General features: G+C 57.1%; 15 protein-coding genes. 2 read left to right on the forward strand and 13 right to left on the reverse strand.

Annotated features, from left to right (window positions below):
• The first annotated feature begins 117 nt into the window (after nt 1–117).
• Nucleotides 118–3,924, forward strand: coding sequence for an SUMF1/EgtB/PvdO family nonheme iron enzyme (locus WCO56_03555; protein MEI7728615.1), 3,807 nt, complete (start codon nt 118–120; stop codon nt 3,922–3,924).
• A gap of 494 nt (nt 3,925–4,418) precedes the next feature.
• The gene (locus tag WCO56_03560; GenBank protein MEI7728616.1) at nt 4,419–6,158 is read left to right on the forward strand and encodes a hypothetical protein; all 1,740 of its coding nucleotides are present in this window, start codon (nt 4,419–4,421) and stop codon (nt 6,156–6,158) included.
• Nucleotides 6,159–6,314: 156 nt separating this feature from the next.
• Here WCO56_03560 and WCO56_03565 read toward each other — a convergent pair whose 3' ends face one another.
• The 13 genes from WCO56_03565 to WCO56_03625 form a co-directional block, all read right to left on the reverse strand.
• Nucleotides 6,315–6,506: a hypothetical protein gene (locus WCO56_03565; GenBank protein MEI7728617.1), complete on the reverse strand. Its 192-nt coding sequence runs from the start codon at nt 6,504–6,506 to the stop codon at nt 6,315–6,317.
• Nucleotides 6,507–6,587: 81 nt separating this feature from the next.
• Nucleotides 6,588–7,634, reverse strand: a complete 1,047-nt coding sequence (locus tag WCO56_03570; protein MEI7728618.1) for a Fic family protein — start codon at nt 7,632–7,634, stop codon at nt 6,588–6,590.
• Between the two features lie 190 nt (nt 7,635–7,824).
• The gene (locus tag WCO56_03575; protein ID MEI7728619.1) at nt 7,825–8,880 is read right to left on the reverse strand and encodes a virulence RhuM family protein; all 1,056 of its coding nucleotides are present in this window, start codon (nt 8,878–8,880) and stop codon (nt 7,825–7,827) included.
• Between the two features lie 249 nt (nt 8,881–9,129).
• On the reverse strand, nt 9,130–9,597 hold the full coding sequence (locus WCO56_03580; protein ID MEI7728620.1) for a hypothetical protein: 468 nt from the start codon (nt 9,595–9,597) through the stop codon (nt 9,130–9,132).
• A gap of 419 nt (nt 9,598–10,016) precedes the next feature.
• The gene (locus WCO56_03585) at nt 10,017–10,427 is read right to left on the reverse strand and encodes a hypothetical protein (protein MEI7728621.1); all 411 of its coding nucleotides are present in this window, start codon (nt 10,425–10,427) and stop codon (nt 10,017–10,019) included.
• A 469-nt stretch (nt 10,428–10,896) separates the two neighbouring features.
• Nucleotides 10,897–12,249: an NADP-dependent isocitrate dehydrogenase gene (icd, locus tag WCO56_03590; GenBank protein ID MEI7728622.1), complete on the reverse strand. Its 1,353-nt coding sequence runs from the start codon at nt 12,247–12,249 to the stop codon at nt 10,897–10,899.
• A 40-nt stretch (nt 12,250–12,289) separates the two neighbouring features.
• The gene (gene dxs / locus WCO56_03595; protein MEI7728623.1) at nt 12,290–14,278 is read right to left on the reverse strand and encodes a 1-deoxy-D-xylulose-5-phosphate synthase; all 1,989 of its coding nucleotides are present in this window, start codon (nt 14,276–14,278) and stop codon (nt 12,290–12,292) included.
• A gap of 24 nt (nt 14,279–14,302) precedes the next feature.
• On the reverse strand, nt 14,303–14,587 hold the full coding sequence (xseB, locus tag WCO56_03600; GenBank protein MEI7728624.1) for an exodeoxyribonuclease VII small subunit: 285 nt from the start codon (nt 14,585–14,587) through the stop codon (nt 14,303–14,305).
• Nucleotides 14,588–14,641: 54 nt separating this feature from the next.
• A complete protein-coding gene (locus WCO56_03605) occupies nt 14,642–16,903 on the reverse strand; it encodes an FAD-dependent oxidoreductase (GenBank protein MEI7728625.1) in 2,262 nt (753 codons plus the stop codon).
• A complete protein-coding gene (locus WCO56_03610) occupies nt 16,900–18,135 on the reverse strand; it encodes a Wadjet anti-phage system protein JetD domain-containing protein (GenBank protein MEI7728626.1) in 1,236 nt (411 codons plus the stop codon). The genes WCO56_03605 and WCO56_03610 overlap by 4 nt, the downstream gene beginning before the upstream one ends.
• Nucleotides 18,136–18,156: 21 nt before the next feature.
• On the reverse strand, nt 18,157–21,498 hold the full coding sequence (locus tag WCO56_03615; protein ID MEI7728627.1) for an SbcC/MukB-like Walker B domain-containing protein: 3,342 nt from the start codon (nt 21,496–21,498) through the stop codon (nt 18,157–18,159).
• On the reverse strand, nt 21,495–22,163 hold the full coding sequence (locus WCO56_03620; protein ID MEI7728628.1) for a DUF4194 domain-containing protein: 669 nt from the start codon (nt 22,161–22,163) through the stop codon (nt 21,495–21,497). Before WCO56_03620 ends, WCO56_03615 begins: the two co-directional genes overlap by 4 nt.
• On the reverse strand, nt 22,160–23,638 hold the full coding sequence (locus WCO56_03625; GenBank protein ID MEI7728629.1) for a Wadjet anti-phage system protein JetA family protein: 1,479 nt from the start codon (nt 23,636–23,638) through the stop codon (nt 22,160–22,162). Before WCO56_03625 ends, WCO56_03620 begins: the two co-directional genes overlap by 4 nt.
• Between the last annotated feature and the right edge of the window lie 17 nt (nt 23,639–23,655).

The raw sequence follows: 23,655 nt of genomic DNA on the forward strand, positions 1-23,655 counted from the left end.
AGCTTATTTTTTTGCCATGTCAGTTTCCTGTTTTTCTGCAACCGTCCGTCCTCTATTTTTCTGAAATATCTCAGTGACGTATTACGTCTAAATGCATAGCTTTGCGGAAGTCATATTATGCGGACCTGTTTATTGCCATTTGTTCTGGCCGGATTGACACTGGTTGGCGGCGCGGTTTTTGCGAGCGCACAATCCAGCAGTAACTCATTTCTGATCCCCGCCACCGAGTTTGATCGCGGCAACGTCAAGATCCACACGTCCGGCTGGGGAAAAGACGTGCCGATGGTAGCCTACGGCGGGCAATCACCCATCGTGGTCGAATATGACCTCGAGTTTCCAGTCGCCGCCGAATACACGCTCTTCCTGCAATTCGCCGCCCTACAATCACGTCCCGCTGAACTGGCCGTGGATGGCAAAGAGTTGGGCCAATGCTGCCGCGTGGTGACCGGCTCATGGAACACCTCCGGAGCGCAATGGGAACGCGCCGTCGCCATCAAGCTGACGGCGGGCAAACACACCATCAAACTGGAACGGGAAGGCTCGTTTCCCCATGTGACTGCGTTGCGGTTCGAGTCGGACCAACCTTTTCCCAGCGGTTGGACGCTGAAGCGCCAAGTCACCCCCAAAACCATCGTCGCCGCCAAGACCAAGCGCAGCGCGCCACCGGAAAAGCCGTTCACGCCGGAGGTCAGTCCAGCGTCCTTGCGGCTGGCCATCCACGATTTGATTAACACCTACGGTAGCCGCTATGCGCAGGGGCAAAACTACCTGGATCGCCTAGATCAATTGGAAGCCAAATTGCAACAGACCAACTCGCCGCCTGCCGCCGCCGATGCCAGCCAGATCAAAGCGCAACTGGTCGCCTTGCAGCGGGAAGCGTTGCTGGCGAATCCCCTGCTCGACTTCAACCGTCTGCTCTTCATCAAGCGCCGCGCCAACGCACCTTCGCTGGGCCTCCCCGCCAACTGGCAAAGCAACTCTTCCCTGCCCCTCACCGGCTACGACGACGTGTTATGTATGCTGGCACTGGATAATCTGGAAGCTGGGGAAACGAACCTGTTCGCACCGGGCGATGGGCGTTTCATCGGCGATGTGGATTTGCATTTCGACGCGAACCGGTTGCTGCTCTCCATGCCCGGCACCAACAAGCACTGGCAGGTGTTTGAAGCGTCACTGAACACCCCGAAGACGTCCACCTCCAGGAAATCCAAAGCCGTCAGGCCATCTGCCATCCCCACGGTTCGCTCTCTGCGCCAGCTTACCGGGGAACAGCCGGATGTGGATTACTACGACGCCTGCTATCTGCCCGATGGCCGGATCATCTTCGGCTCTACCGCTTGCTTTGTTGGGGTGCCGTGCGTCTATGGCAGTTCGCACGTCGCCAACCTGTACCTCATGAACGCGGATGGCAAAAACATCCGGCAGTTGTGCTTTGACCAAGAACACGACTGGTGCCCCACCGTGCTGAACAACGGGCGCATCCTTTACACCCGCTGGGAATACACGGATACCCCGCACTCCAACACCCGCCTGTTGTTCCACATGAATCCCGATGGCACCGAGCAAATGGAATTCATGGGCAGCAATTCCTATTGGCCCAACTCGTTCTTCTATGCGCGCCCGATTCCGGGGCATCCCACCAAAGTGGTCGCCGTCATCAGCGGCCATCATGGTGATCGCCGCATGGGAGAACTGGTCATCTTCGATCCGGCCAAAGGCCGCTTTGAAGCCGAAGGCGCGGTGCAGAAAATCCCCGGCTATGGCAAAAAGGTGGAGATGGTATTCAAGGATCAGCTCACCGTCGGCGTCTGGCCAAAGTTCCTTCACCCCTATCCGCTCAGTGAAAAACATTTCCTGGTGTCATGCAAACCAGCCGCTGATGCGTTATGGGGACTCTACCTGGTGGATATTTACGACAACATGGTTCCCCTGAAGCAACTGCCCGGGTTCGCCTTGCTGGAACCAGTGCCCTTCCGCGCCACCACGCGCCCCCCGGTCATCCCCGACAAGGTGAATCCCAACACCAAGGACGCCGTGGTGTACATTCAGGATATCTATGCCGGCAGCGGCACCAAAGGATTGCCCCGGGGAACCATCAAAAGCCTGCGCGTGTTCACCTACCACTTTGCCTATCACGGCATGGGCGGCCTTCTGGGCGTGTTGGGCTTGGACGGCCCTTGGGACATTCGCCGCGTGCTGGGCACCGTGCCGGTACAGGCGGATGGTTCCGTTCAATTCCGCGTGCCGGCTAATACGCCAATTTCAGTTCAGCCGCTGGATGCCGAAGGCAAGGCCGTCCAATTGATGCGCAGTTGGATGACCGCCATGCCCGGCGAAGTGCTGCAATGCGCGGGTTGCCATGAAAAACAAAGCACCGCGCCAATGCAACAGCGCACCCTGGCCCTGAGCCAGCCGCCCGTGGACATCCAGCCGTGGCACGGCCCGGTGCGCGGCTTCAGCTACCCGCGTGAAGTTCAGCCGGTCATGGATAAATACTGCGTGAGCTGTCACGACGGTCAGGCCCGCGCCGATGGGAAGCAGGTTCCTGACCTGCGCGGCACTGTCAAAATTACGGATTACCGCTCCGTCACTCCCGGCAATGGCGGTACACACGCGGGCAAGTTTTCCGTGGGCTACGCCGAACTGCATCGCTATGTCCGCCGTCCGGGCATTGAGAGCGATTATCATGTGCTTGAACCGATGGAATTCCACGCCGACACCACCGACCTCGTTCAACTGCTCAAAGCCGGGCATTACAACGTCAAACTGGACAGCGAAGCCTGGGATCGGCTGATCACTTGGATTGACATGAATTGCCCGTACCACGCCACCTGGAGCGAAGAACTGGCCAAACCCGGCACCCAAGTGGATCGCCGCCACGACCTGTTGCTGCTCTACGGCGGCGTGGATAGCCACCCCGAAGCCGTGCCGACCATGGACGCCAAACCGGTGCCACCGGTCATTCCCGAGCCGATGCCTGCCGTCGTGCCTGCTCCCAAAGTGGCTGGCTGGCCCTTCGATGCCAAAGAGGCGGTACAACGCCAGCAAACCGCCGGAGCCCAAACCCGTAAAACCATTGACCTGGGCGATGGCATCACCTTTGAACTCGCATTGATTCCCGCTGGCGACTTTGTCATGGGCGATCCCTCCGGCGAACTGGACCAACGCCCCGCTTTCCGCGCCCGCATTGATCAACCGTTCTGGATGGCCACCTGCGAGATCAACAACCGCACCTACGCCAAATTTGATTCTTCGCACGACAGCCGCATCGAAGACAAAAACACCTACCAGTTCGGCGTGCATGGGTATCCCGCCAATAAACCGGAACAACCCGTGGTGCGTGTCTCCTGGCAGGAGGCCATGGCCTTTTGCCGCTGGCTCTCCGGTCACACCGGTCTGCGTTTCAACCTCCCCACCGAAGCGCAATGGGAATACGCCTGCCGCGCCGGTTCCGCCGACCCGTTTTATTATGGCGGCTTCGATACCGATTTTTCCAAATACGCCAACCTGGCGGATAAAAAACTATCCGAGTTCGCCAGCGATCCTTACACGGTGGATGTACCATTAAAGAATCCCACCAAATATGACGACTGGCTGCCCAAGGATTCCCGCTTCAACGACGGCGCGTTGATCACCGTGGCCTCGGGTCAATACCAACCGAACGCCTGGGGTCTCCACGACATGCACGGCAACGCCGCCGAATGGACCCGCTCCACCTACCTCCCCTACCCGGCCGCCAACGATGACCGTGACCGCGAAGAAACCCAAGGCCGCAAAGTCGCCCGGGGCGGTTCCTGGCACGACGTTCCCAAACGCGCCACTTCCAGTTTCCGAGCAAGCTATCTCCCCCACCAACGCGTCTATAACGTCGGCTTCCGCGTCATCTGCGAAACCGGCGACCGCGCCGTGGCTCTGGGACGGTAAACCGGACTCATGGGACTGTAACAATCCATTCATTGACTTTTCACGCAGGGCTGCGGAACATTCCGTGTATGCGGATTTCATCACGATCGATTTACCAGCTATTGGTAGCATGCATACTGTGTTTATGCCTACTGACTTGGGACGCCCGTGGCCAGTTCACGCTTTATGCCAGCCCGCCAGTTCTGACTCGCGGTTGTGATGCTGGAGCTGCGGAATATGTCACCAACGTTGCTTTGGTTCGGATATTCTCAGCTATAATATTCGTGCCTAAATCGGGTAATAATTATGCAACTCCGCTGAGTTTTACCAACATCACAGCCACGGGCTGCACCATCTTGTCCTCGCATATTTCCCCATCCGTCGTCCCGTCACCTGGGGCATTAGTGATATTCGACTATGTGGTATTGCAAACACCAGGGGCCACAAATGGGGAAATAATTATCGAAACCACTGACCCCAGTACTACCGTTCAAGTAGGTTTTGATTTTCCAGAATTGCCGCCCCCTACCATCTCTTCAAATCCCGACAATCAGCAGGTCGCCTTTGGCCTTGAGGCAAATTTCGCAGTTACTGCCTGTTGCGTGCAGGCGTATCAATGGCAAAAAGATGGCGTGACCCTTCAGAATAATGAACGCATTACCGGCGCAACCGGGCCACAACTCAAACTCAGCGGCATCAAATTCAGCGATGCTGGTAATTACCAGGTGGTGATCACCAACAGCGCTGGCACGGTAACAAGTACAGTGGCAAATTTGACGGTATTAGATAACCAAGGACCGGCCATCATTGTCAGCAACAGCACCCGACAGACGGTCACTCAACGCCGCTATACACTCAACGGAATGGTAACCGATGCCGGGCAGGGAAATCATGGGGTGCAAAATGTCTGGGTGAACGGCCTATTGCTTACCAATGTGAGTGGTGCCGGAGATGAGAGTGTACCGTGGAGCCAGATTGTAACCTTGCAACCAGGGATGAATCCAATCTTCATCAGTGCAGCAGATGCCGTCGGTAATTGCACTACCAATCTTTTCCAAGTCAATTTCCTGCCCACGGGGCCTGGAATACCCTCGTTGACGATCACCCCACCGCGCAGCCCCACCTATTCAAACTTGGTGATGGTCACCGGCACGGCAGCGGATGCCAAAGGCGTGTCCGAAGTGTGGTGTCGGCTTAACTTCGACGCCTGGGTACTGGCCAATGGCACCAAAAAATGGAACATCCAACTTGTGCCTCCGATGGGTACAAACATCCTGACCGCCTATGCGGTGGATACCGAGGGTAATTACTCGAAAGCCGCCAGCGTTAAGATCGTGAAACTGGCGACCGACACCTTGAATATAATCCACTTGGGCAATGGTACTTTTACACCGAATTGGAGTGGCAAGGCGCTGGATGTTAACAAGAGTTACATGATGAAGGCAGTACCAGTTGCAGGGAATCTCTTCTCGAACTGCATCGCCACCCGTGGTCTCAACGGCCCGGTGCTCTGGACCACGAACCGGCCGGACCTTAAATTTACCATGGAATCCAACCTGGTATTGACGGTGAACTTCGTCACCAATGCGTTTCTATCGCGAAAAGGGGATTATGTCGGGCTGTTCTGTCCAAGCAATGACGTATTCCTGGCGGACTGGACCAATAGCGGAGCTGTGAAACTGACGGTAACGGATAAAGGCACCTTTACGGGACAACTGACGCATCAAGGCAAGGTGTACCCGTTTACGGCAGGTGCGTTTAACCTTGGTGGATTTTACTCCAATTCAATCGCTCGCGGTAAAGACCCGGCGTTACAGGTATTGGTGAACCTGGACCTGAGCGGAGGAGGCGGAGTGACCGGAACGGTCAAGCAAGGCACGAATTGGTTGTCCAATCTGTGGGCGGATCTGGCTTTGAAAAAGGCGGCGAAGACAAATTATTTGGTCGCGGTGGTGATCGAGCCAGATGGTACCAATATTGGCAAGTGTACGTTGTCAGTTCAGCTTTCAGGAATCGCAACCTTAATCGGAACGTTATCCGATAAAACCAAACTGACCGGATCGTTTCCACTCACCACGCAGAACGAAGTTATTCTGTACCAGACGTTGTATGGCGGCAAGGGGATGTGGATGGGTTACGTGAGTCTGGTAAGCACAAGCCGAGGCGGAGAGGCACATTGGCAGAAACTGCCAAATCCGGTGGATAAATTGAACCCGCAAGGTTCCTCGGTGAATGCGGTGTTGCTCTTGCCATAAGGCGTAGCGGGTGAACATGAGGTATCCACCCCACGCTGGCTGCCTGTGCCGAGAATAACCATTTTGCTGACGTCGCTTGGTGCGTTACGAATAGTACGAGATGGGAAAGAACCGTTCTGCGCCATACTGACGTCAGTCTCGATTTGAACTACTGAATCATCTGAGTTTGAGTTGTTTTTCAATGGAGGCGAGGGTTTCCGGGGTGATGCCAAGGTTGCGGTTGGGTGGATGAGAATGCGACAGGCCGAATCTTTCCTCCAACGCCGACACCGTGCTCCAGCCAAACTCCGCGAACAACCCGATGGCGGGCTGCTCAACAGGCTGGTCTTCGGTGCAGGCGCAGAACATGGATGGTCAAACTTGTTTGCTACGTAGTTTAACACCTGATTTCGAGTTAATACCTAATTCATTACCCATTGAATTGGGTTGTTACCCATTTGCCAACTTTCGCCATTGCGCGTTCTGACCGCGTCCGAGGCACTCGACCTTTGAACCGCGAAGGTTCTTCAAGACCTGACGGATCATGTCGAGGCTGACACCCGGACACGCGTGCTGAATGTCGCTGACGCGGAACGGACCGGATTGCGCCTCAATCGCAGCCTGAACCAGACCCGTCTTCGCGCCGCGTGGCGCTTTGACCTGCCCGGCGCGCTGCTCGAACTCGGCGTAGCCACGGCGGATGACGGCGAGCAGCAAGTTCATCCACGGCGTCAACTCGTGTTTGCCTTCATGCCAGCGATGGGAACTGCGGTTGAGGACTTCGTAGTAATCCTCTTTGGACTGCTCGACGAGACGTTCGAGGCTGATGTAACGCCCGACTTCGTAGCCGTGCTGGTAAAGCGCCAGCAGCGTGAGCAGACGCGAGACGCGACCGTTGCCGTCGCGAAATGGGTGAATGCAGAGAAAGTCGAGAATCAGCGCGGTGATGGCAATGAGCGGCGGAATGTTGTCCTGGTCCAGCGCGTGGCGATAGAGCAGGCAGAGTTCATCCACGGCGGCGGGCGTTTGCTTCGCCGAAACGCATTTGAAACGGATGACCGGCGCAGCGCCAGCCCGGAGTTCGACCACCTCGTTATCAATGCGTTTGAACTGTCCGGCGTCGCCGCTGGCAGACTGGCAAAGTGCGTGGAGGCGTTTAAGGGTTTCCGGGGTAATGGACATTCTCTCGTGCCGGGTGTGGATTTCGTTCAACGCCAGTCGGTAGCCCTGCACTTCCTGTTCCGAGCGGTCACGCGGCTTGGTGTTGCCCAGAACCAGCGGACGCAGGCGGTCGGCGGCAACCGTGACACCCTCGATGCGGTTGGAGGATTCGGTGCTTTGGATGAGCGCCATCTCGCGCAGTGCCTTCAACACTTGCGGCGACTGGCGGGTGTAAAGCTCCTGCCTACCCTTCGCCTCGGCGATGTCATTGAGCAGCCAGGCGGTGCTCATCGGCACGGCGAGGTCACGCAGACGATGGTTGCGAAAAGAGTTCATGGCTTCGGTTTAATTCGTTTGCCTATACCTCTCCCCTCTGGGGGACATCTGAGGGTGCGTTGCGCTTGTCCCCACCAAGGTTGACCGGCCTCGACAGCAGACGCGGCAGCAGAAGGTCTCGCGTCCGGAGGAAGAAATGGATTTGGTGTAGAACAGACATTTCAGGTTATTTGGTTTAGTGTGGCGGCTTTCATCTCATTTCCTTCTTACCGCCCTTGTTCCGTTTGGGTGGCGGCGGGAGTTGTTTGATGGCTTTTTCAAATTCCCCGTCGGCCGCATCGGCCTGCTGGATGCGCTGGCGGTTGAATTTATCATATTCCGCCTCGGCCAGTTCCCTGGCCATCTCATGGGAGATTTTGCCAGCGTGGGTGAGTATATTACGGTCGTTGATGGTGAGGAAGCCGTGGAGCTTGGTGATCCAGTCCTTCATGTGCATGGGCACACGGCGCATGGCCTGGCCTTCGGCAAAGACAAGGTATTGCTCGACGAGGTTGTTCAGGGCGGCCAATTCCGGCTCATTGAGGTAGTTTTTGGCGATGACCACGTCTTCCTTGCGCACCTTCGCGCCGCGCCAGTTGGTCAGGCCCATGTTGGGCTTGGCGCTGTCGGCGCGGGTATGGATAATCTCCGCCGCTGTCTGGCCAGTGATGGCCCAGTGCATCTTGTTTTGCACCGTCTGGAAGAACGCAATGCTCTCTGGCTGGGTGGGATCGTAATCAATGCTGGTGGCGTAAATATCGGTAATCTTTTGGTAAAACCGCCGCTCGGAGGTGCGGATGTCCTGGATGCGCCGGAGCAGTTCGTCGAAGTAATCGAACGGCTGATTGGGATTTTTCAGGCGTTCGTCGTCGAGCACAAAGCCTTTGACAATGAATTCTTTGAGCTTTTGCGTAGCCCAGATGCGAAAGCGGGTGGCCACCGCGCTTTTCACCCGGTACCCGACTGAGATAATGGCGTCGAGATTGTAGAATTCCACCCGCCGCTGGACGTCCCGGCTCCCTTCCCGGCGAACTAACAAGAAATCCTTGTGAGTTGCGGCGAAATGCAATTCGCCCTCCGCATAGATGTTCTGCAGGTGCAGGCTGACGTTCTGCTGGGTGGTCTGGAAGAGATCGGCCATGTGGGCTTGGGTCAGCCACGCGGTCTCCCCTTCCAGCCGGACGTCAATTTTCACCTGTCCGTCTTCCGTGGCATAGACGAGGAACTGTCCCTTTGCCGGTGGGGTGGGTTGTTCCGAATTGCTCATCGGGTGACCTTTTCAGATGGGGCGATCCATTGCATGAGTAATATTATTCCCTTTCGGGCGGTGTGATCTTCCGGACAATCCCACTGCCGATGCCTTAACCGTTAACCAATATATTTGCATACCATTTCACCCTCCAGCCACCAACCAACGAACGATCTGCGCTGGGTGGGTTTACTTGCCAGTGACTTTAGCGATTGGTGTCGAAATGGGAAGGATAAAGTGTTGTCAGGCTTCATTTGAGCAACTGAATCATCTGAGTTTGAGTTGTTTTTCAATGGCGGCGAGGGTTGCCGGAGGGATGCCCAGGTTGTGGTTGGGTGGATGGCCGGAGGGATTGAAGGCACGACGGCCCGCTTTGGCGCGCTCGATTTCGAGGGTCTGAAGTTTGACATGCCAGGCAACGAGCAGAGCGATCTGTTCCGGGCTGAGCGCGGGACGGGCGACCAATTCAAAGAGATGCAATTTGAGGAGTTTCACGAACACGGCGTCAAAAGCGGGAGGTAACGGTTTTCCGGCGAGGGTCTCGACGGTGGCAGCGAGGTGGTCCAAACGCATTGCGAGATACCGGGTGATTTCATCGGCCAGGCATTGGGAAAAGAAAGGGAGTTCGAGTTCCAAGCCGAACTGTTGGCGGGCGTTTTCCTGGATAGCCGGCCAGCTCAGGTCGGCCAGGAGCCAGGTGATGAGTTGTTGACGAATTTGGGGTGAGAGTTGCATGGCGCAAACACGGTGATTTGGCATCAAGATGGAATCGGCGATGGCACAAAAATCAAAACCAATTTTTATCAAAACCAGTACAAAAGTAGTACGGGGTGAAATTTTTGGAAAAGGCGGGGCGTATTCATTGGCATCGTTGATCGGGATCAAAACCAGTACAAAACCAGTACGCCCCGCAATTTTCATGGGCCAGTTGGGGTGCCGAGCAGGCGGGCGGCAACCTGCATGGGGTCATCGTGGGGAATCAGCAGGCGGAGTATGGCGCGCTGCCGGGCGAGCGGATCGGGCGACCGCAGGGAGGAAGGCGATGAGGGTGTGCCCCGAGCGGGCCGGGAGAGGCCGCTACGCACAAGGGTGCGGGAGGCACACCGGACAAGGTTACGGAGGCGATACATAATCCTGGAGGTGGATGAACGGGTTCAAGGAGTCCAATCCAGCGCTTTGTCCTGGAGTTCCCCGGGGGGAATCTCCGTGACAGGCGTGGAAAATTGCGAGAGGGAAGTTTCGCGTTTGATTTCGGCGCGGAGAGCGGCTTCGAGGGTGAAGAGCCGCTGGGTGGAAAGTTCGCTGAGGTCGCGTTTTTCGAGTTCGGCTTGAACACCACGCAAGCGGGCGGCCAGGGTTTCCCAGCGGGCCTCGGCGGCGGCAAAACATTTTTCCTGGAAAGCCTCGGCTTCGATGGTCTTGAGGTTTTGAATCTGGAAGTGGAGTTTGCGGCTCCAGACGACGAGGGTATTTTTATCCACGTTGAGTTCGGCGGCGATGCGGGCAAAGCTCCAGCCTTTGGCGCGGAGTTCGACGAACCGGTATTGAGTTTCCTGATCTTTCATAGTTATTCAATGGCTAACGATTATCGGTTAATGTTTCATGGCGGTTCACAACCAACCATGGTGCGGAGCCGAACCACACGGTCCGGCCAACCGTCACGAGGGAGAGGATAACCGGTGTTTTGGAAAGGTGGTTCCCTCCGGGAGGAGAATTATTCAAATGCGGAATGCGGAACAATGGCAAAAACAACGGGAACCGACAGGCAAAGAGGATCGTGACAAGACAGGATTTACAAAATGGAAAAACACTGATTTTTCAGAAAAATGAAGGGGGCGAAAAAATTACGAAGAGAGCACAGGGAATGAGACCAATGAAGAGACTGAAACTATTTTGGGAGCCCGCGCCATTCCATCACCTGCCTGGAAAACCCAAAGGAATTAAAACCACAGTGAATATTCGGGCTTGCCGGTAGCGAGAATTACTATCCGACAAGCCCGTGCAAAATGGCCACCGTGAATCAGCGGCACCGGATTACATGTGGGCAATGATGTTATCGCCGAATTGGGAGCACTTGATTTCGGAAGCGCCTTGCATCTGGCGGGCGAAATCATAGGTCACCTTTTTGCTGACAATCGCGCCATTGAGGCCCTTGAGAATCAAGTCGGCGGCTTCGTTCCAGCCCAGGTGGCGGAACATCATTTCGCCGGAGAGAATCACCGAACCGGGATTGACGAGGTCTTTGTTGGCGTACTTGGGAGCGGTGCCGTGCGTGGCTTCAAAGATGGCGTGGCCGGTGACGTAATTAATATTGCCGCCAGGGGCGATGCCAATGCCACCCACCTGGGCCGCCAAGGCGTCACTGAGGTAATCACCATTGAGGTTCAGCGTGGCAATCACATCGAAATCATCGGGACGGGTGAGGACCTGCTGCAAGGTGATGTCTGCGATGGCGTCCTTGACCAACAGCCGGCCCGAGGCCAACGCCTGCTTTTGCTCTTCGTTGGCGGCGGCTTCACCCTTTTCCTTTTTGGTAATGTCATACTGAGCCCAGGTATAAACCCGGTTGCCAAAGAGTTTTTCCGCGGCGGCATACCCCCAATCACGGAAGGCCCCTTCCGTGTATTTCATGATGTTGCCTTTGTGAACAAAGGTCACACTGCGGCGTTTTTCGCGCAGGGCATATTCGATGGCGGCTTTGACGAGGCGCACGGTGCCCAACTGGGAAACGGCCTTGATGCCAATGCCGACGCACACTTTGGCATCTCCGCCCGCACCTTCCAGCTTGATGTATTCCTCCGCCTTGGCGGCGGTGCCGAAACGAATCTTGTTGAAATCCTTCGGAAATTCCTTGGCGATGAAGTCCAGCATCTTCTGGGCTTCCGGCGAACCGCCGACGAATTCAATGCCGGCATAAATATCCTCGGTGTTTTCGCGGAAGATGACCATGTTGACCTTCTCCGGATGTTTCACCGGGCTGGGCACGCCGGAAAAATACTGCACGGGGCGCAAACAGACGTAGAGATCGAGCATTTGCCGCAGCGCGACATTCAGCGAGCGGATGCCGCCGCCCACCGGGGTGGTCAGCGGACCCTTGATCCCGACGAGGTATTCCCGGAACGCCGCAACGGTGTCATCGGGAAGCCAGTTGTTAAAGCGTTTAAAGGATTCCTCGCCGGCAAAGACTTCAAACCAAGCGATCTTGCGTTTGCCGCCATAGGCCTTTTCCACGGCGGCGTCGAACACGCGCACGCTGGCCGCCCAAATATCGGCCCCCGTGCCGTCACCGCGAATGAACGGAATGACGGGTTGATCGGGCACGTTGAGTTGTCCGTTAATGATACTGATTTTTCCACCCGCAGGCGGAGTAATGTCTTTGTATGCCATAAAGTCAAATTAAGTTCGCGGTAAGGTGTACTACTAATGCTCAAACTGCAACAGTTATTCGCGTTTTATGATTTTGGGCCAGGGCTTCCTTGACCCGGGCCACGGTTTGGAGCGCGGTCAGGCCGTATTTCTCGCGCAGGTACTCCACCGTGCTGGCATGTTCCACAAAAACATCCGGCCAACCAATGCGCACCACAGGCGTCGGGACGCCTTTCTCCGAGAGTGCCTCCAGCACCGCGCTGCCGTACCCACCCACGATGGTGTGATCCTCCAAGGTGACGACCACCTCGGCGGCACGGCCAAAGAACTCGGTGATCCCGGCATCGAGCGGCTTGGTGAAACGGGGATTGATGATGGCACAGTCATACCCCTCCCGAGCCAGTAGTTGAGCCGCCTGCCGCGCCATGCTCAAGAGGTTCCCCAAACCAAACAAGGCGACCTTGCGCCCGCCGTTGTTGGCATAGTTTTGAATGACTTCCGCCTTGCCGATCTCCAACAATTTCGGCTGATTTTTGATTGGGACTCCCTCGCCCGCCCCGCGCGGATAGCGGATAAAGGTGGGGTGCTTCTCGTGGGAGGCGGTGAACAGCATATCGGCGAATTCATCCTCATCCTTCGGCGCCATGGCGATGACATTGGGCAGACAGCGCAAATACGCAATATCAAACAGCCCGTGATGGGTTGGGCCATCGTTGCAAGAGAGCCCGGCGCGGTCCATGCAAAAGGTGACCGGCAAATCCTGGAGGCAGACATCGTGATGAATGCAATCAAAGGCGCGCTGCAAGAAGGTGGAATAAATGGCGACAAAGGGATGAAAACCCATGGTGGCCATGCCCGCCGCAAAAATCACGGCGTGCTCTTCGGCGATGCCGACATCGTAATACCGATCGGGCATGACCTTTTCGAGCATCTTGAGCCCGGTGCCGCTGGGCATGGCCGCCGTGATGCCCACCAGGGTGTTATCCTTCTGGCACATTTTGACGAGCGACTGCCCGAACACCTCGTGATAATTGAGTGGGCCGCCCGTCTTGCCGCCCACCGCATTGCCGGTGGCGACATCGTACGGGCCCGTGCCGTGAAATTTTTCCGGGAACTTGATGGCCGCTTCGTATCCCCTGCCCTTTTGGGTCAGGACATGCAACACAATCGGGTGATCACACGTCTTGGCAAACTCCAGGGTGCTGATCAACAACGGCAGATTATGCCCGTCAATCGGGCCCAGGTACCGGATACCCAGCTCTTCAAAAATCAGGCTGCTGCCGAAACCGCCGCGACCATCCGAATCGGCGATCAATAAACTCGTATTCTTATCCAACGTCACCCCGCTCACCACGCCCTTCAAGGCTTCCTCGGCCTTTTGGCCGATCTTCAGGGCGATTTGCCCTTTGGGCAACCGCTTGACCCAAGCCGCAAAGTCACGCTGCAACTGGTTGTAGCGCGGATGCGTGATCAAGGTGTTCAAGTAGCCGGCGATGGCACCGACATTCTTGGCAATGCTCCATTCATTATCATTGAGAATGCCGATGAAGCGCTTGGTGGTGTGGGCGATGTTGTTCAACGCCTCATAGGAGACGCCGTTGGTCAACGCCGCGTCGCCAAACACGCAGACCACATGCTCGTCACTGCCGCGTTTATCCCGCGCCGCGCACATGCCCAACCCCGCAGAGAGCGCGGTGCCGGCATGACCCGCACCGTAACAATCGTGTTCACTCTCCGCCCGGCTGGCAAACCCGCACAGCCCATTGGTGGTGCGAATGGTGTCAAACCGGTCGCGGCGGCCGGTGAGCAATTTATGGACATAGACCTGGTGGCTGACATCCCAGAGAAACTTATCCTTGGGTGTGGAAAAGACGGTATGCATGGCCACGGTCAACTCGACCACGCCCAGGTTGGGTCCCAAATGGCCGCCATGCTTGGCCAGGCCGTTGATTAATTCCTGCCGAATTTCATCGGCCAGTTGCAGCCGTTGTTCCGGCGTCAACTTTTTCACGTGGGCAGGGCTGTTCACCATTTCAAGATAACGGCTCATAGGTTGACAAACGAGTTATTCAACTCAGTCCCCCGAGGGGTTTTCCGCCAGCACGACCGGCTTGAGCTGCAATTCTCCGGCGGCATTCTGCTCCAGTTGTTTGATTTTCAACTCCGCGTCGGCCAGCGTGCGCTGGCACGATTGCGCCAGGCGCACCCCTTCCTCGTAGCGGGCGACCAAACTCTCCAACGGCAAATCTTCCGCTTCCATCGCCTCAACGATGGTCTCCAGACGCCGCAGCGCCTCTTCATACGGAAGTTGATCCGGAGCCAACTTCGCGGTGTCGTTGTTTTTAGCAGGTTTCGACATTTGCAGAAGACTAATGGAAGTTGCCCGGAACGTCCAGTCAGGTTTTTTTGAGGGTTATTCCCCGATCCAAACCCAACGCACCCCATCAATGGCCACCCGTCCGTCGGTGTTGCCATTGGTGACTTCCACAAAGCCGCTGTCGCCCGCCTGCCACTGAAACTCGCCCAAGGAGTTGAAATTGAATGGCGTGGTTTCCTTGCGTTGATCCACCGTTAATTTTTTGGAGCCACTGCCGCAACGAACCAGAACGGGCACATTGGTGGCCTGATTGCGTGCCGTACGAAAGCCGAGGCAGACTTCATAGCGTCCGGAGCGAGGTATTGCCGGTTGGAACCGTGCGCGTGCCGGAGCCTTTTTCCCTTTGTAAACCACGTCGTAATTGACGCCCGGGCCGAAGAAAACATCCGGCAGACGTTGGCCGGGCCCGAGGATGATTTCCGGGTACGCCGCATTCCAGCGGCCAAACAGTTCCGCGTCAAAGTCGTCCATCGTCAGGTCACGCGCAGTGGCCAACCCCACCGGCACCTCTGCTGGGATCAGGCGGCGGTTGCCAGCAGCGTCTTCCACCAGCAGGCTCACACTATACACTTTATCGAGGGTGAACCGGTGTTCCACCTGGTTCCCTTGAGCAGAGACGGTTCCATTGCCGGCGAAATCCCACCAGACGCGCTTGAGCGCTTCTTTCAGCACTCCCGTCTGCACGGAAAATTTCACCAATTCACCCACTTTGGGATGAGCCGGGGTCCACACGATGGTTACGGGTGGCTGATAGTTGGAATCCAGGATCGCCTGTTCTTGGCGCAACAGTTCGCGCAATTGTTCCACGGGCACAGCTTGCACGGTGGTTTTTCCAACGATGGACAGGTGGGCCGCGTCACCGGCAGCATGGCCGAGCATCATGAACACCGGCTCCATCCGCAATGAACAATAGGCCACATGGGTGGCGGAGAGGCATACCGGCACCAACAGGTTGCCTGGTTCAAACGGGGTGAGACTCGCATAAGGGATGGCGTAATTATGCACCGCCACATGGCGAGTATGGTCCAGATCGAGCTTCCCGTCATGCATCAGGTATTGGATCGTGTGGCAATCCACCCCGTAACTGCCGGCGCAGATGCCGTCCGGCTTGAAGCGGTCCTGAGTGAGATCGTTCTCGCGCAGCACATACCGACCGACCATGCGACGCGCCTCGCGCACATATAGCTGAAACGGAAAGTGACCGTTATCGGCAAACTCATCTTTGGACAATCCCCAGGTGCGGGTTGCCGTGCGAAAGGCTTCCGGCAAATCCTCGCCATTTTGCAGATAATAAAGCCGACTGAGAAAATAGTCCCGCTCGCGTGCGGCGAGGCGCGCGCGGGTTTCCCAACTGCCCTCGGCATAGCCCTCGCTGTTGCCGGGAAAATCACACCAATTGGCGTCATAGGTTCCATTGGGCCCGGCTTTTTCGACGGTCGTGAAGAAACTGCCAAAACCGGTGGCGGTGCCTTTCCGGGCGCGCTCGCCGTCAGTTCGGCGAAACGGCTCTGGATCGTAATTCTCCGGTTTCGGAAACAATACGCGGTTGGCGGTGTTGGAGGTGACACAGACGCGATAATTGTAGGCCATCGTGCGATGATCCCCCAAGCCGCGCAACTCCCTGGGGCCGGCGCTAATACCGGCAAGGTATTCGCCAAACTCCGCGCGGCTCTCGCGCCCGACCCGGCACGGCACATGCGCGCCAGCCATCAGATCCCCCTCATAACTGGCATCTACAAACACATCCCCATTGAACGTGCGCGTGACATTGGAGCCGGTCTGGCCGGGAATTTCTGCCACCAATGCAGTAATGCGCCCTGCGTCATGTTCGACGGCCCGGTACCGGTGATTCCGCCAGAGCGTCACTTTGCCTGTTTCCTTGAGCATCTGTTCAAACACCAGTTCGGCCACATGCGGTTCAAAGATGATTCCATCCCGGCAGGCCTTGAACTGCGGGGAAGTGGTGCCGTACTTGTCTCCGTAGTACTTCCCCACTCGCTTGAAGAATTCATCCGCCAAGCCGCCGACCGTTTTGCGGTCGCCAATGTCCGTGGACACCAAGCCGCCGCTGACGACGCCGCCGACGTGCTGGTTGATATCCACCAGCGCGACCGTATGCCCGTGCCGGGCGGCGGCCACAGCGGTCATCACCCCACCAGGGGTGCCGCCATACACGATTACTTCCGCGCGCACCGCAGCACCATCAATCTGGTTGGAGGCAGCCGGAAACACCGGACGACCCGCAAATAAAAATGCGGCAGCAACTATTCCATGAAAATGGATAACTTTGAGTTTCATATCAATTCACGAAGGTGGACTTCGGCGACCGCGTAAAACGGAAACTGCGCCAATACTGGCCGGCCTAAACTTTCCTGTTCAAAAGCGCCCTTGTGTCCGGCAGCGAGCATGGCTTCAAGTTCCACCCGCTCTGGACCAAGGGAATCACTTTTTATCATCTTTTGGAGCTTGCGAAGATCGTCCGGCAGCAACTTTGGTCCACACGGTTCAGCGCGGAAACGCATGTGCAGACTGCGAAACGGTTTCCCCGTGATGGTCCGCAACTGATTCAAGATGGCAAACCCATCGGCATCGGCATCACCAAAGTGCCAATATTCCAAGACGTCCGGCAGACGTTGCAGCAAGGCCCGGGTGCCGGAACCCGGATAGCTGGTTTGAATGAGCAGGTCGCCACACTGCAACTTGGCCAATTCGTGGAAGGACGTTTCGTTTTCGATGGTGATGCATCGGCGAGCGTTGATTTCGACGAGTGCCGCCGCTTCAATGTCCATCTGCGAAATCCGGGACGCGCCACGCAACCGGCCCAAGTCCAGCCACTGCCCACGCAAATCCAGACGCAAGGGGCCATGCAATAAAACAGTCCGGGGATTTTCGACCAAGCCCAAATCATCCAGGGAAGCGATCTCCCCGTGACTTAGTTGCTGCAAGGCCGCGGCCAAACGTCCGGATAATTGTTCAAGGCGTTTCGAGTCCTGGCACAACACACAACTGGCAAACCGCAGTAACGATTCTCCCGGCCATGCCAGAAGTTTGGGCAGCAACTCCAATAACTCGGCATTGCCGGCAGGGTCATCGCAGGAAAACGGGGTAGTGACCGTTCCTTGCAACGCAGCGAGTTCGTATTCCCGGCAAAAGGTCTGCCAGCGCTCACGCCACGGCTCCGGCACAGCGGCATACCGGGCCAGCGCAAATTGCCGGGAAAATTCCTGGCGGCGATGGGTCGGCGATAGCAGGCCAAGCAACGTGAACAAGGCCGCCTCCTGAGCCAGCGGCAGGCGAATGCGTTCGATCAACTCACGGTCGCGTCGATGCCGTTCCACCTGGATCACCCCCTTGCGCTCGGCCATTTCAAGATCGCACACCGCTTGAACCCGCGCCTCGCCATCCTCACATCCCGCCAAGCGCAACAGCGCGCGAAAGTCCATCAGCCAATCGCGATCCACTGCCCCGGTGCGTCCGGCTTTGGAGCGGGTATATTGAGCAACCAGGGTCTGCAATACCGGAGAGTACATGGGGCGGAATCCTCGCTGGGGTTATCCGTGTTTCTCCATCCATTCGCGGCCCTCGGGCGTGCTTCGCAGGATGCTGACCGGCACATTGCGAATGCGCGTCTTTGCGCCGATCCGCTCCTCATGTTTGGAGACGATGATCAATTGGTCGCACTGACTGAACGCAAACGGAATGTTGCCCGCCGACATGGATAACACGCCTTGCAGGTCCAACTGTTTGAGGGCACGCACGCAATCCTCGATCCGCTCCGGGGAGAGTTTGGAGAAGGCTTCGTCAATGGGCACCACCGCCAGCGCCGGATCATGCCAACGCGTCTCATGCCGGTGGTACGCGCGCAGGTAGCTGGCTAGAATGGCGACGAAGTACGGCGATTGATTCTCGCCACCGCTGAACTTGCCGCTCTGCCGGTCCACGCTGACCGCGCGTGCTTGTGGGTCGCGCGCATCCCAGACCAGTAGGTCGTAATCCAAGTAATGCCGATAATCAAGCAGCCTCGCCGCCTCCTCGCTATCCGGATGCTCAACCAGCACGGAGAGGAAATGGTCCAGCGCCGCCCGAAGCTCCCCGTTCACCGATGCATAAAACAGATCATCCTCGCGGCAGGTGGCGTTCAAGCTGATCAAGTCACGATACATCTTGAAATCCGGATTGGGCTGAGAATCAATTTCATAACGATCATTACCAATTGGAGATTTCAGGTGACTATTGAGTAGCCGAATATGATCGCGCACATCCCGCAAGGCGCGATCCAACTTGGATAACACCTGCGTGCGGAAAAGATTCTCCCACTGTATGCGTGCTGCCTCGGATTTAGCCTGATAATCCGGGATATTGGCGGCGGCAATTTGTTCCCTTAACTTCTCCCAGGGTTGGTTGACTGGATTCTCCGGCACCAGTTCCTCGTATTTGCGATAGGCGTGAGCTAGTTCATGGCGGGTGGCCACTACTTTTTGCCATTCCTCGGCAATGGTAACGCGCGCGTCGTTCTCCATAGTGACCAAACGCTTTGCTGCGGCATCCAGCGCCGGTATCTCCGTCAGCACCTGCTGCCGCAGCTCATGGATGCGGGAGGCGTAGATGGAAATATCCCCCGAGTCCGCCTTAATGCGGTCGAACGCGCGGATGGAGAATTCCAGGTCCGCGCGTAGCTCTGCCAGCGACTGTTCGCCATCTTCGATTTTGCCCTTCTTCTGACTCTGCAACAGTATGCGCCGTTCCTGCTCCCATTGGCGCGATTCTTCTTCCTTGCGGGAGAGGTCCCGCTCCCGCTCCTCAAAGCTGGCGCGGTTGATGCGGTTTAACTGCTCCAGGTTCCCCTTGAGTTCCGCTTCCAGCTTGGGCAACTGCTGTGCTTCGATGAGATCGCGGGTAAGCGAGTTGTGCTCGGGAATCAACTCAGCAGCGCGCCGACTGATGCGCTCTGTTTCCTCCACCCGCGGGCGCAACTGGCGCTCCTCGGCCTCCAGTGGTGCTAGCAGCATGCGTTTAACCTCAAGCTGCTTTTGCAGCCCCGTGCGGCCAATGAACGGAAGATTATCGTAATGGCGGCGGCGCTCGACAAACGAACCCACGGACATAAAACCATCCGGCAGGATGGCCTTGTCGTGCTTAGCCATATCCTCGGGACGCTCCACACAGATCACCTCGCCAAAAAGCTGGCTGATAATCGCCCGTGCCACCGGGTGTTCCGTCTTGATTTTCTCCGCCAGAGAACCCGGCTGGATGGTCCGCGCTTTGGCCTTGCGCGAATTAATGAGGGATTCCTGCGGTGAATCGGCCCGCAATTCCTGATACAGCTTCAGCGCCCGCTCGAAATTCCCCTCGCTCACCACCACCGCAAATTTGCGCGTGAAGACCACTTCGATGGCGGGCCGCCATTTCTCATCCGTGATCTCGCACAATTTGCACAGCGGCTGCGCGGCGGGCGCGCGCCCCTCCGGGGGCAACGCTTCGTTCAACGCGGATAACAATTTGGCGGGATACGGCAAATGCCCAAGCTGCAAGGCGGCGACCTCATCCCGCAAAGCGCCCGCTTCCGCGCGCACTTCCTCCAGCCGTCCGCGCAAGGGGCGGATGCCGCTACTGAGCGCAATTTTTAACCGTTCCACTTCCACCGCCAAGTCCGCGAGTGCGATTTCACTGCGGCTGGACTCACAGCTTTCCAGATTCTTGATGGCAGTCTCAAAGGCGGTGATGTCCAACGCCTCCGGCAGCGGAGCGCCTTCAACTTCTTCCAGCCACGCCCGGGCATTCCGCACCCGCTGGCGCAAGGCTTCATCCAGGCGATTCCCCACGCCACGCAACTGATCGATCTTACTGACTAAACCCGGATTCTTTGACTTCAAGTAAAGATAGAGTTGGCCTTCGCTAGTCTGGGAAATCATAGCCTGGAGCTGTGTCAATTGCTCTTTACGTTTCCCAATAAAATCATCCAACTCGCCTATGCGTGCCTCGTCTTTGGCAAACGCATCTTTGAGTTCGGCGAGTTGCTTTTCACCCTCCCTCACCAGATTAGCAGAATGGGTCTGCGATACTTCTCCAGAAAGCCAGCGGCATACCGCCCGATCGCGTACTGCTGCCTGGTGTTTCAAAAAATGATTACCGATCGCGGTGAGCCGATCCAACTGATCACGCAACTCCCGTAGATCCCGCTCGTAGGCCTGGAAGTTCCTATAACTGGCAATGACGTCGGAAACATTCAGCTTATCCCCCGGCAGGATGAAGCGGCGGCAGAATTCATCGAAACTCTTGAGGTTGTTGAAGGACATTGCCGACGGCAGTAGAACAGAAAGCACGCCGCGATTAAAATTCAAATGCGCCGGATTGGACATGTCGCGCAGGTACTGCTCCTGCGTTTCAAAGACGTGGCCGTCATGCTGCTTCTCGATCAAATGCCGGAAGGCCGACATTTCCAGCGGCCGCCGCTCCGCATCCAGAAAGTCCTTGCGCTCCAGCGCGCTATCACAAAAGAACGGGGCGATGCGTCCCTGATTTTCAGCGGCGTTACGAAACTCCAGGCGCAGTCCCCAGGTTTCGACGCGGTTGCCATCCGGCCAGGTGAATTCAAGCGCCACATAGGTGATGGCACCCCGTTCACGGACGTATTGCGGCTGCCCGTTCTCCTCGCGCTTGGTATCGCAGAGCGCATAGCTTTTCAGCGTGCGGCTTCCGGGGGCTCCAGTGGCAGAACGGTTAAATAAAGCGCGATCACTCCCAACCAGCACGAGCTGGATCAGGTCCATCAAGACGCTCTTGCCCGAACCGGTGACGCCAGCCAGCAGGAGATGGCCATCCACGGCGAGCGAGTCATTGTATCCATACCAGTTGATGGCGTGAATATGGGTCAATTTAATGGCGCGACTCATACGGTTTGACCTCCCAGCTCAGGGGCTGCCGGCTCATTGGAGACCTCCTCGGCCTCGGCATTTGGGCGTTTGTGCAAATCTGCCGTACGAGTCCAATCCGCAAAATTCTGGAAGGGAATAATCCGCTTGAGGGTGGGCAACACTTCAATGCGCGATTGCTCAAACGGAGCGGCGACTTCAAAACGAATGAGGTTGAAGCGTTGCGCCTGCCGCAAAATCTCCACCAACCGGCCACGGCTGGGCGGCTCCTTGAGGTCAGGCAACAATTTTTCCTGCAACAACTGGTTCAATTGCTCGACGGTCAAAAAAACTTCGGTGGCGCCCTGCTCGCGGATCTGCGTGTCACACTCATACCACAGCGCCAGCAAAACGATGGTGGCATCCTGGCGCAGCCGCAGGGTCAACGCCGGCTTTTGCGGCACCGCCTGAATCAACCGATTTTCGTGTTCATTCACCACCTGCAAACCGGAGAGCGCGGCCAGTTCACGCAGCCATTCGAGGTTTTGCCGGCACCAGTTGTAAAGTTCGGATTGGCCCGGTTCCAGCCCGAGAATGGAGCCACGGGCCAGCAAGGCCTGCAACGCCTCGCCCATGCGCACGCGATCCGGTTCATTGAGACGGGCCAGCAGTGGCGTCGGGGCGGGTTGATTCAAATCAGCACTCATTTCTTAATGACAAAAAATCGTTCAATCGCGCACGCGGCATGGCGGTCGTGTTCCGCCTGCTCAGCGTCATTCACAACGCGCGGCACTTCCACCCGATAGCGCGCCTCGGCGGATTCCGCGTGCAACAACAGCGCGATGACGTCCGCCAGGTCGTCCTCATTGCCCATCGGGAAATCCAAGCTGGCGATGCGCGCCCCCTTGCCACCTGGCAAACGGGAAACGAAATGATTTGCCCGCGCCACATTCAGGGAATCACGCAACGCATTCTCCATCTGGCGGCGGGTGCGCTCGCGCAGCGATTCATCCACGTCTCCCTCCACCGGCGCGTTTTCTTCCAGAGTACGACGGCGGGGCGGTTCATACAGGGAGTCGCGACCAGCGAGCAGCCGCGCCTCGGGCAGCAGCAATTGTGGCAACGCGGGCGAGTCCTCCAGTTCGTTGTAGCGATGACCGGCAAAGGCCTGATTGAGTTTCTCGAACAATTCCTTGATCTGGCCGCGCCGTTCGCCCACAACCTCCTGTAAATACCGGAACCGGGCGAGCGACCGCCGCGTAAATTCCGCGGTGCGCGCGTCAATGCGATCCGCCATCGGCGCAACGCTATCCAAGGCGCGCTCCAAATCGTCCAACTGATTGCGCACCCGTGCCATGGCGGCGCTGGCATCCAGACTGGGATTGCGGCGCATCACTTCGGCCTGCATTTTGTGCAGCAGATCAGCGTCTTCCAACAGCGCCTCCAGGCGATCCCGCGCATCACTCAACCGATTGTGCAATTGTGAGCGCACCAATTCCGCGTAACAGGTATGCCCGAATTGTTCGGCGTATTGATCAAAGACAATATTCAGGTTGTCGCCAAGCGTTTGCGCCTCGAGTTGCCGACGGATGAACCGCTCGACGCTCTTGCGCATGGCTCGCAGTTCCGCGAGGCCTTGCTGGGCGCTGTCGCGCGAGGCCTGAATATGTTCCCACGGTTGTTTGACCAGTTCAGCCTGGTTCGCTAACGCCGCACACACGCCAACCAATTTATCCGTGAACACGGCCGCGTCCGGATACGCGATCTTGCGAATGCCCGCCAATAAGGTAGCGCCATGGGGATCGAAATACACCGTGCGCCGCCAGTCAGCGGCGGTTTCCATCTCCAACCAGCCAGCGCGGATCAGATGGTCCAAAACGTAGCGAGCCTTTTCCCGGACCGGTAGCGAAACCGTCGCCTCCGGTGGCAATTCGGCGGTGGCTTCAATTTGGAAATCCGGGTGATTCGCCAGCACGCGCATGACCATCGCCAAGGCTTCTTCCCGGGCCATGCCCTCATTGCAGCACGACGCCTCCGTCTCCAACGCATTCAGAATATCCAGATACACTCCCGCATTCGCCCCGCTCAGCACCCGGAAGAAATCCGGGCGCACCTCGCGGAACAGTTCTGCGGCAAGCGATGCTGTCCGGCCCTGCCCACCATCCTGGGTAACGAGTGCCATGGAATCCAATTATGAAT

The sequence above is a fragment of the Verrucomicrobiota bacterium genome (assembly GCA_037139415.1).
Lineage (GTDB): Bacteria > Verrucomicrobiota > Verrucomicrobiia > Limisphaerales > Fontisphaeraceae > JBAXGN01.